Annotated in this window: 11 protein-coding genes and 1 rRNA gene; 6 read left to right on the top strand and 6 right to left on the bottom strand. The window is 44.8% G+C overall.

Going from position 1 to position 9968, the window contains the following annotated elements; all coding sequences use genetic code 11:
• Window positions 1-117: 117 nt before the first annotated feature.
• Complete coding sequence (locus ABDZ72_RS07220) at window positions 118-345, bottom strand: YppG family protein (protein WP_343752080.1); 228 nt, start codon at window positions 343-345, stop codon at window positions 118-120.
• 156 nt (window positions 346-501) lie between these two features.
• Between ABDZ72_RS07220 and ABDZ72_RS07215 the strand changes: the two genes are divergently transcribed.
• Window positions 502-1293 carry a DUF2268 domain-containing putative Zn-dependent protease gene (locus tag ABDZ72_RS07215; RefSeq protein WP_343752079.1) on the top strand — a complete coding sequence of 264 codons (792 nt, stop codon included), beginning with the start codon at window positions 502-504 and terminating at the stop codon, window positions 1291-1293.
• A 264-nt stretch (window positions 1294-1557) separates the two neighbouring features.
• Here the strand turns inward: ABDZ72_RS07215 and ABDZ72_RS07210 are convergent, their stop codons facing one another.
• The gene (locus tag ABDZ72_RS07210; RefSeq protein ID WP_343752078.1) at window positions 1558-1854 is read right to left on the bottom strand and encodes a hypothetical protein; all 297 of its coding nucleotides are present in this window, start codon (window positions 1852-1854) and stop codon (window positions 1558-1560) included.
• Window positions 1855-2047: 193 nt separating this feature from the next.
• Here ABDZ72_RS07210 and ABDZ72_RS07205 point away from each other — a divergent pair, with 193 nt between their 5' ends.
• Together ABDZ72_RS07205 and ABDZ72_RS07200 are read left to right on the top strand one after the other, a co-directional pair.
• On the top strand, window positions 2048-2152 hold the full coding sequence (locus ABDZ72_RS07205; RefSeq protein ID WP_343752077.1) for a YjcZ family sporulation protein: 105 nt from the start codon (window positions 2048-2050) through the stop codon (window positions 2150-2152).
• Window positions 2153-2193: 41 nt separating this feature from the next.
• Window positions 2194-2379 (top strand): YjcZ family sporulation protein, encoded by a 186-nt coding sequence (locus tag ABDZ72_RS07200; RefSeq protein ID WP_343752076.1) that lies wholly within the window; start codon window positions 2194-2196, stop codon window positions 2377-2379.
• 132 nt (window positions 2380-2511) lie between these two features.
• Here the strand turns inward: ABDZ72_RS07200 and ABDZ72_RS07195 are convergent, their stop codons facing one another.
• Window positions 2512-3987 (bottom strand): DHA2 family efflux MFS transporter permease subunit, encoded by a 1476-nt coding sequence (locus ABDZ72_RS07195; protein WP_343752075.1) that lies wholly within the window; start codon window positions 3985-3987, stop codon window positions 2512-2514.
• Window positions 3984-4859: a TetR/AcrR family transcriptional regulator gene (locus ABDZ72_RS07190; RefSeq protein WP_343752074.1), complete on the bottom strand. Its 876-nt coding sequence runs from the start codon at window positions 4857-4859 to the stop codon at window positions 3984-3986. Before ABDZ72_RS07190 ends, ABDZ72_RS07195 begins: the two co-directional genes overlap by 4 nt.
• 210 nt (window positions 4860-5069) lie before the next feature.
• On the opposite strand from ABDZ72_RS07190, the gene ABDZ72_RS07185 reads away from it, so the two are divergent.
• From ABDZ72_RS07185 to ABDZ72_RS07175, 3 genes are all read left to right on the top strand, one after another.
• A complete protein-coding gene (locus ABDZ72_RS07185; RefSeq protein ID WP_343752073.1) occupies window positions 5070-5867 on the top strand; it encodes a gluconate 2-dehydrogenase subunit 3 family protein in 798 nt (265 codons plus the stop codon).
• A 19-nt stretch (window positions 5868-5886) separates the two neighbouring features.
• Window positions 5887-7647, top strand: a complete 1761-nt coding sequence (locus ABDZ72_RS07180; protein ID WP_343752072.1) for a GMC family oxidoreductase — start codon at window positions 5887-5889, stop codon at window positions 7645-7647.
• Window positions 7648-7781: 134 nt separating this feature from the next.
• A complete protein-coding gene (locus ABDZ72_RS07175) occupies window positions 7782-8006 on the top strand; it encodes a twin-arginine translocase TatA/TatE family subunit (RefSeq protein ID WP_343752071.1) in 225 nt (74 codons plus the stop codon).
• Window positions 8007-8222: 216 nt separating this feature from the next.
• Here ABDZ72_RS07175 and ABDZ72_RS07170 read toward each other — a convergent pair whose 3' ends face one another.
• On the bottom strand, window positions 8223-8657 hold the full coding sequence (locus ABDZ72_RS07170; RefSeq protein WP_343752070.1) for a GNAT family N-acetyltransferase: 435 nt from the start codon (window positions 8655-8657) through the stop codon (window positions 8223-8225).
• A 1022-nt stretch (window positions 8658-9679) separates the two neighbouring features.
• Window positions 9680-9795 (bottom strand): 5S ribosomal RNA (rrf, locus tag ABDZ72_RS07165).
• Window positions 9796-9968 lie beyond the last annotated feature (173 nt).

The following is a 9968-nucleotide window of genomic DNA, read 5'->3' as shown; positions in this document are numbered from 1 at the left end:
ATGATAGAGTGCCTTCTCTTTTTTGACTAGAAAATTGCCTCAGGTGGCCCCGAGAATTATTTTACACATATCCTGCGATGGTGGGTTCCGGAATACAATCAGCCATACGCATGATGCTTACTTTTTCATGAATTTTGTAAACAACGGACTTACTTGACCATAAAGTTTCCCGACTTGTTGTGCTGTATTGGTAATTTTATCGATATCAATATTCCCTTCTGAATCACGGAATTGATTGATCAATTGTTGCTTCATAGGCGCCGGTCGTTGCTCCATCGGCGGTCCCGGTCGGTTCATAAATGGTTGTGGAGGCGGCATGGGACGTCTCGGCCGTTCTGGAAACATAAACACATCACCCCCTTGAGCAAATTTACTATAGTCTATTCAACCGGGAGCATAAATGAAAAGGTATGTGTCTATGCAAAACGCAATAATCGGTAACATTCCCCTGTATTCCGACATAGTTTATGGAAAAACCATTAGTATGAGGAGTAGACACATATGACTGTTATTCGAACCGACAAATGGCTGTTGGACTTCTGTGAAAACCCAATAGACCTTTGCCAGAAATTAAAAGCTCAATTTGATGAGGATGTCCGTTCTTCTGACATTCACCAGCACCTCTCGAACCACGGCATGTATCGCCAAGCCCCCATGAGCGGCGAGGAATGGATTGGCCGTCTACAGGAAAAAAACATATGGCAAACGGTTAGACGGGAAGAACGGCAGCTTCGCACGTTATGGCAAGGGCCGGACATTCCTGTTTTTATTTTCCCATCGGACCCATTTAACCAGACACTTTGGAAGGATCAAAACGGCAAGTCAGGACTGGCATTCCCAGACAAATTATTTCTTTTCGTATCAGAAAAAAACTCTGAAAACGAAATACGGGCCCTGTTCACGCATGAATACCATCATGTTTGCCGGCTGAACAGCTATCGCAAACATATGCAGGACTACGAGCTGCTGGATACAATTATTCTGGAAGGAGCGGCTGAAAGTGCCGTCCGGGAGCGTTTGGGAGAACAGTATACAGCGGACTGGACAGCCTATTATTCAAATGAGACAGTGGAAAGACTATGGAAGCACTACGTTTATCCGAACAGAACAGCCCACATAGTCAGTCCGATTCATCAACAAATTTTGTATGGGCATGGTTTTTTGCCTAAAATGACCGGCTACTGTACCGGTTATTACCTTGTTAATCACTATATGGAAGCCACTAACGCAACATCGTCTGATTTATTGACCACTGAACCAACAACCATTATTGAAAAAATGGATGGTGCCTAATCCCTTCTATCGGACACGTCGAGCGAAATATCACCTAATTCGGCCTCGAGAACCGTTATATCGGACGCTTTCATCGAAAAAATCACTGCTCCCAGCCCTGGGAATCACTCTATCAGATGTTTTAACCAAAAATAACACTGCATCCAGGATCCATCACAAATAGCATACCAATCACAGTCCGATGTGGTATGCTATCTCAACCATTCACTTTTCATCCATCAAACACATGATGGGTTCCAGTCCTCATCTGTTGTTTCCTCCCTATCAAAAGAAAAATGGAAGCAAGGCGAGTGTGCCAATGGCTCCTAACGCAATACCATAACCGAAGCCACCATAACCACCGTAGCCACCGTAGCCATACCCTCCAGAACCATAACCCGGACCGTAGAATCCATATCCAAACCCACCTAAACCGGATGAGCGCCCTATTGGCTGTAAATACACGCAATCCCTATCAACATGGCGTATGATCCCTTTATGAACACCACCATCATGGGTGTTAATGCGAACGCACTTCCCTTTATACCGACAGCATAAATCGTAATAATAATCTTTTGACATGTTTCCATCCCACCTTTTTTGACGTATACATCATTCTATGCGGGAAGCTGTCATCCGCAAGGGACAATTGTATTGAGGAAAAAGTGGAAAGTACGCCATACATCGCCCAATTGTGCCTATTTGGCAGGGCATCCATATCAATTTATATTCGCCTGCATATAGTATTAACAAATGGTTATGGAGGTGTTATTGAATGAGCGATTATGCCGGCGGATCAGGCTACGGCGGCGGTTTCGCCCTGATCGTAGTACTGTTTATTCTCTTGATTATTGTAGGCGTTGCTTACGTTGGATACTAATAATAACGTTACACCCACTAAATATATAAGGAGGAATTTCAATGGGTTTCGGATCTAGTTGCTGTGGACCCGGATACGGACATGGCGGTCAAGTTGCAGGCGCTGGTTATGGTGGACCAGTCGGAGGTGCCGGCTACGGCGGTGGCTACGGCTGTGGCGGCAGCGGATTTGCGTTGATCGTCGTACTGTTCATCTTGCTGATCATCGTTGGCGCAGCCTGGTTTTAATCATTGCAGCCGCTAATCAAAAAGCAGTGGAAAAGCTGCCGGGAACTATCCGGTAGCTTTTTCGTCTATTAACTCAAAAAAACAGATTCAAAACGGGACTGCTCTTATAACTGAGCAGTCCCGTTTTGCATATCAGGATTCATTCGTCTGAGCTTCTCCATGAATCTGACGGACGATTGCTTTTTCTTTTTTCGGCGGATGAAGAAACAAAGCAAGAATCAAAGCTGCGATGGACAAAATGGTACTGCCCATAAAGGCCCACTCAAAACCTGACACTTGTGCTTGCTGCTTCATCAATTCAGGCGATGCGGATCCCTGAGGTTCGAAACTTTTCGCTCCCATTGCAACGAGCGTCACAAGAATAGCCGTCCCCATCGATGCTGAAATCTGCTGCAACGTGTTAGCCATGGCTGATCCGTGCGAATACCATTTCGGTGGGAGTTGATTCAACGCGGACGTCATCACTGGCATCAAAGTAAACGACAAGCCAAACATACGAATGGCATAAATGACCGCAAGATACGTAAACGATGTCTCAAGCGACAATTGGGTAAACATAAATGTCGTGACCGAGACAATGGTGAGTCCGATAAGCGCCAACCACTTTGCCCCGAACTTATCAAACAACCGACCCGTCAGCGGCGACATAATTCCGATAACAACGGCTCCAGGCAAGAGCATGAGTCCGGATTTTAATGGTGAAAAACCAAGGACGTTTTGCATAAATAGCGGCAGCAATGTTTCTGCCCCGATCAGTGATACAAGCACTGTCATCGTAATGATGATGGCCAGTGTAAAGATCCGGAATTGAAACACGCGGAATTCAAGCATTGGTGTGTCGAGAACCATTTGACGCCAAATAAATAGTCCGATGACGACCGATCCAACAATGATTGACGCGAGAACGATCGCACTGCCCCAGCCATTATCGGATGCAATACTGAAGCCATACAGGAACGAACCGAAACCAACGGATGACAGTATAATTGACAACACGTCAATCTTTGGCTTACGCAGGTCCGTCACATTTCGTAAAAACAGGGCCGCAACGATAATGGTCACCGCCACGATCGGCAATACCGTTAAAAACAGCGCCCGCCAATTGTAATGTTCCAGGAGCCATCCGGAGAGTGTCGGACCAATCGCCGGACCAAAAGCGATGACGACTCCAATCAACCCCATGGCTGTCCCGCGACGTTCAACAGGAATGACTGCCAGTAAAACGGTCATGAGTAATGGTAGCATGATCCCGGAACCGGCGGCCTGTATCACACGCCCCAGTAAAAGAACGGGGAAAAAAGGAGCCGCGGCTGCAACAGCGGTTCCCCCACCAAATAAGCTAATGGCCGTTAAAAACAAGCCGCGTGTAGTGAATCGATCAATCAGAAAAGCAGATACCGGTATCATTACGCCATTTGTCATCAGAAACGCGGTTGTCATCCACTGCACATGCGACTGTGATATCGAAAAAGCATCCTGAATGGATGGAAGTGCCGTCGCCAGCAATGTTTCATTTATAATTCCCATAAAAGCGCCTATTAATAATGCAGCTATCATCAATCCTTTTTGTTTGGGAGAAAAATCCCAAGAAATCTCTGTTCCACTCATGTCCAATCTCCTTTCCACATTTCCCAATTTGTCAATATCTTCGTAAGGTGTTTTCTAAAATCCGACCGTTGATGAAGCCGCTGCAGCAACGCGTCAATCAGAAATTCTCTCGGATTATCCTGATCAAGTTCATCCATCAGTAACGCCATTGTCTGCACATCTTTCTGTTCTGCAAAATTATCAGTCTCCGGATTACCCGCCTCTGTATATAATCGCTGAATGTCCTGTCTAATCGTGTCGATCAGAGTCTCATCCCGGAATTCATTTTCGGAATAACTAAGCATGACCGGTGACAATTGATCGCCATTGACAGCTATAATATGCAAACAATCCACAACGAAATCAGCCAGCCTCTCCGATGATAATTCCGATTGTTGCCAAGCAATCGCCATCAAATAACTGCGGAGAATCCCTTCCATGATAATCGTCAAATCTTTGGCATACTTCGCTGTCTCTGATCCAAATGCCTCCAATATCGCATTGGTGTGCCACTGCTGGTGGTCCGTATGAATTTGTTTCAAAAATTCAGGAACCGGCCCCTTCATATGTGGTGGAAATTCCATGATTAACGCATAAAAAAACGACCGGTATTCAATCGACTTTTCTATCTCAATAGCCATTTTCTTTTTCAATTTCAAAAGTGGAGCATGAGAAAGAGCTTCGGCATACCTGTCCGCTTCCGTAAATATATCATCATAATACCGTTGCACCAATTCCAACATCATGTTTTCTTTGGAATCAAAATGCTTATAGAAAGCCCCCTTCGATATACCACAGGCACTGGTGATGGCTTCAATCGATGTCGCATGGAAACCGTGCTGCTGAAACAGTTTGGCAGCCGCATCCAAAAGATCATCATGTCGTGTGGCCATGGATCCGCCCCCCCTTTTATGACTATTCATTTACCTTTTGTAAATAAAATTCACCTGATCATAATAGCATCTTCTGCATGCTGAATCAACACAATATATGGAACGATTCAGATGCAAAAGACATACGGGAATCCTTTTTATTTTCCATATGCATAAATGGAACTGCCATAGGAAATACTGAAAGGAAAATGCAGGAAAGGAGTGTTACGGATGACCGATGACTATTCAAACAATAATCATACCGATGAAGCCAGTGACCCGGGCCGACGCAGGTTTATTAAGAATACTGGAATGATAGCAGGAGGCGTTGTCGGAGGTTCATTACTCGGTGGATTGCTGACGAATCAATTTACTGATACGGAAGACGATGTCAAAACAGAATCATCGAAGGACAAAGAAACAAACTTTCAAGAAGCGCGTCAGTTTTTCACCCGAATGGAAGACTTCGCTGTATTGCAAGCTGCCACCGAACGACTATTTCCTGAAAATGATGATGGACCGGGTGCCATAAAACTTGGTGTCCCTTATTATATTGATAAACAATTGGCCGGTCTGTGGGGAATCAATGGGCAGGATTATCGTCATGCACCATTTAATCCACAGGCGCAAATTGATATCAAAAACCCGGAATACCAAGCATCTCAAATTCCACTGAACCGCGGGACTGTATTTTTGCACGGGTTGCGCAAATTGAATGAAGAAAGCCAAAAACAATTTAATAGTACATTTGATAAAGCCGATAACGACCAACAAGAAACCATCTTAAGCAAAGCGGAAGAAGGCAACATAACGATGAGTGGAATGACATCATCCAACTTCTTCTTCCTGTTGCGCCAGGCAACATTGGAAGGCGCCTATTGCGACCCGTTGTATGGCGGAAATCGGAATATGGAAGGCTGGAAAATGAAAGAATTCCCAGGAGCACAAGCGTCTTATGCCAATGTCATTGACAAAGACGAATTCGTAACTATGGAACCGGTCAGCTTGAAGAGCTACCAAGGAGATTAATGCTAGGAGGGTCACTATTATGCCAAAAAAGCTGGAAAAAGTGGATGCCGTTATCGTGGGCTCTGGATGGGCCGGTGGCATTACCGCAGCTGAACTGACGAAAAAAGGCCACCAAGTCGTTATTTTGGAGCGCGGGCAGTCACAAAAGCAGCAGGACTATATCGGCAGCAAAGACGAACTTCGCTATTCTCTGCGCTATGATCTTATGCAGGATTTAAATAAGGAAACGATAACGTCGCGAAATGATTTGGACGAAACAGCATTGCCCGTGCGAAACAATGATAATGCGAGATTAGGTAATGATACGGGAGGCGCCGGGGTACACTGGAATGGAATCAGTTTTCGCTGGCTGCCTTACGATTTTGAAATTTACAGTAAAACCGTCGAACGCTACGGCAAAGATAAAATACCCGAAGGAAGCACGATGCAGGATTGGGGGATCACTTATGACGAATTGGAACCGTATTACGACCAATATGAAAAAACAGCCGGAATCTCGGGCGAAGAGAATCCCATCGGACCGCCCCGTTCCAATAAATACCCAAATCCGCCCCTGAAGAGTACGCCGTCCATTGATCTTTTTAAGAAAGCCACCAGTAATCTGGGCTATCACCCGTATCATTTGCCCTCAGCAAATGTGTCCCAACAATATGAGAATCCGGACGGTGAGACGATTAATGGCTGTATGTACTGTGCTTTTTGTGAAGAATTCGGCTGTGACTTCGGCGCCAAGGCGGACCCAATGGTGACCGTACTTAAAACTGCCGAAAAAACTGGCAATCTTGAACTGCGGAATCATGCCAATGTGACACGTGTCTCCCATGATGGAAATCGCGCATCAGGACTGGTATACACCGACACAAACACAGGAGAAGAATTCGAACAGCCAGCTGATATCGTGGTGCTGGCAGGTTTTGTTTTCACGAATACACGACTGTTGCTGCTGTCAGAAATCGGCAAACCATATAATCCAGAAACTGGACAAGGAATTATCGGCAAAAACTTCACCGGTCACTTCACCAATATTTCCACCTATATCGGTGCACGTGGATTTTTTGAAGATAAAAAGTTCAATCTATTTATGGGAGCCGGTGCCCTAGGAGCAACGATCGACGATTTCAGTGGTGACAACCAGGACCATACTGATTTAAACTATTTGCATGGCTATGAAGTGCATTACAGCCAGTTAGGAAAGCGCCCTATGGCCAATAACCATGTTCCTAAGGGCACGCCTAACTGGGGAGAAACATTTAAGAAAAATTCGTTGCATTACACGAACCGAAATTTGTTTATCACGCCTCAGACAGGATTTTTACCGAATAAAAACAGCTATATGGATTTGGATCCAACATATAAAGACGCCCTTGGAAATCCGCTCCTTCGTGTCACGTGCAAATACGCAGAGCAAGATCGTGAACGTGCCCGGGCAGGTGTCGCACGATGCGAAGAAATTATGAAGGAAATGGGTGCAGACATTGTTGATGTGGATGATGTAGCAGATGATGCAGATTTTGATCATAAATTTTATACGGACCATTTTTTTGGTGGTGCTATTATGGGAGCAGATCCGGATACATCAGCCGTCAATACATACTCACAAATGTGGGAGATGGAAAATTTATTTGTTGTCGGCGGCTCGTCCTTTCCACACAACAGCAACTACAACCCTACTGAAACGATAGGAGCGTTTGCTTACCGCGCAGCTGAAGGAATGAACACCTATTTGAAACAAGGAGGCGGACTTTTGACACAAGGTAAAGAAGCGCAAAAAAATGCTTAATATACCGAAATGGATAGAATGAATGGATCGCGTGCATAAACAGTAAGAACGATCCCACATTAACGGGAAAAAGGGCTATTTTTATTGACATGGTCTTTTTTCTCCCTACTATTCCAATAAAAGAGGTGAGACTTATGGGGATAGCCAACATCGGTATTCCAGGTTTGATCCTAATTGTCGTTCTGGCTTTGATTATTTTTGGACCAAAAAAATTGCCAGAAATCGGAAAAGCTACTGGACAAACGTTGCATGAATTTAAACGTTCTGCCAACGACTTAGTCGGTGACAGCGAAGAAGAACCAGTCGAGCAACCAGATCAAGCAAATCATTCCGGAAAAGGCAGTAACCATGATTCATAAGCATTTCACAATCGAACACCGACGATGGAAGAATATTATTAAACCATAACGAACTTAACCCTGCCCTCCATTCCCAGTGATGATAATAAAAACTAAATCGCGGATATTTGACGTTTTCACCACTGGGACAACGGGCCATAGCCTGCTAAGATAACTAGAGTTACGCTAATATTCGTAGGAATCCTTCACGTCACGCATCATTTGAGCGAAAGGCGTTCAAAAGATTTTTTCCATTAACGTGGACACTTCCGTAAAACCCAATCGTTTATAAAATGTTTGTGCGTCATTTCCTTCAAATACGTTTAACTGTACTTTGCTGTAACCATCTCGTTTCAGTTGACGGCATGCTTCCTTACATAACTTTTGACCAATACCTTGTCTGCGATACAAAGGGAACACGTAAAGTTCCGAAATCATGCCAGTCCTTTCTTCTGTTAGCGGATCTGTCATCTTTCCAATACCAATCCATCCTTTGATCGCCATACCATCTTCATAGACCAAATAATAACCACCCCCTGCCAACGTATCCGATAACACAACGCTTTCCACAGTTCTTGGCGTCATATATCCAGCAGTTGCTTCCTTTTGAACAACTGCAGCGTGGTTATATATAAATTCCAACGCTTCACGCCCAGCTTTTTTGATGGCCATTCTCATACACCTCCCAGATGATTAACACCCCGACTATCTGTCACCGCTGCTTGCATTTCACAGACGTTCCGGGATAGATTCATTTTTCTCTATTGTCCGACCGTCTCAAAGTATATAAATTCGGTATGATAATACATGCAATCAATGGTTTATACCGATAGATTATTTAAAGCGGGACATAGAGGATTGGATCGGGAACTCCTTCGCCCTGTAACATGTTAAGTGACAGTTACCGATAACGAAAACCAAGCAAGTAAAACGATTGAAAAACCCAACGTACTGAATGATTGGCTTTCATCGTGGGAGACTTATAGTAGAGACAGCTAAAAAGCGAACAGCCTTTATTGATGTTCGCAGGAATCCCCTATATTAGTGGTAGGATGTTCAAACAGACGATCAATATATCCTTATGGTATGAATCATAAGCCTGTATGATTCGGCTATTTTCGTAAGTTTATCAGCGATGTTACTAACTTCACTCTTGTGGGTCAATCGAGGTTTAAAGATAAGAGGTTCGTTATAAGTAATCCAATAGGGAGTTGCGATGCGAGGTTCTGACTGATTGCACGAGATTATCACGATGGTACAGGAGGTTCTTGATTGTGGCACGACTTTTCGCCGCAGCCGTGCGCGTTTGGAGCTGAATGGCGCGCGTTGAGCCTCGAGTCACGCGAAATTGCTAATTATTTCGTGAGTTTGTGCTTGGAGCTGCGCGAGTGTTAGCCATTACTGCGCGAGCTTTCTCCTGAGCCGCACGAGTTTCGCTCTGAACTGCGTGACCTTCATCCAAAGCTGCGCGAATTAACCGATTATTGCGCGACTTGATCCTTGAATGCGCAACTTTCCGCAGAACTGCGCGAGTTTATCGATTATTGCGCGAGCCCGGCTCTAAGCTGCGCGACCTTCTCTCGAACTGCGCGCGTGTCTATCGATTTCATTACCGGTCTTTTTAAGGTCAATGATTTACTAAATAAAAAAAGCCAGTGTACTCGAAAAGATTCGATACACTGACCTTTCAGTTTGCCTGGCGGTGTCCTACTCTCGCGGGGGCAAGGCCCCGACTACCATCGGCGCTGGAGAGCTTAACGGCTGTGTTCGGCATGGGAACAGGTGTGTCCTCTCCGCTAATACCGCCAGACCTAAGTTGTGACAATAGACGATGATTGATACCCAAACCCGATGTCATCAAGGACAAGGATTATTATAGCGATTATCGTCGAAAAATGCAAGGTTTTTTTTAATTGCACCCTGAAAACGGAATAAGAACATTAGGCCATTCCAATGTGAAATGTGTGGTTAAGTCCTCGATCG

Source organism: Lentibacillus halophilus (genome assembly GCF_039522485.1).
GTDB classification, from domain to species: Bacteria; Bacillota; Bacilli; order Bacillales; family Amphibacillaceae; genus Lentibacillus; species Lentibacillus halophilus.
Note: the sequence above shows the minus strand (reverse complement) of the source record. Positions and strands in the feature narration are given on the sequence as shown.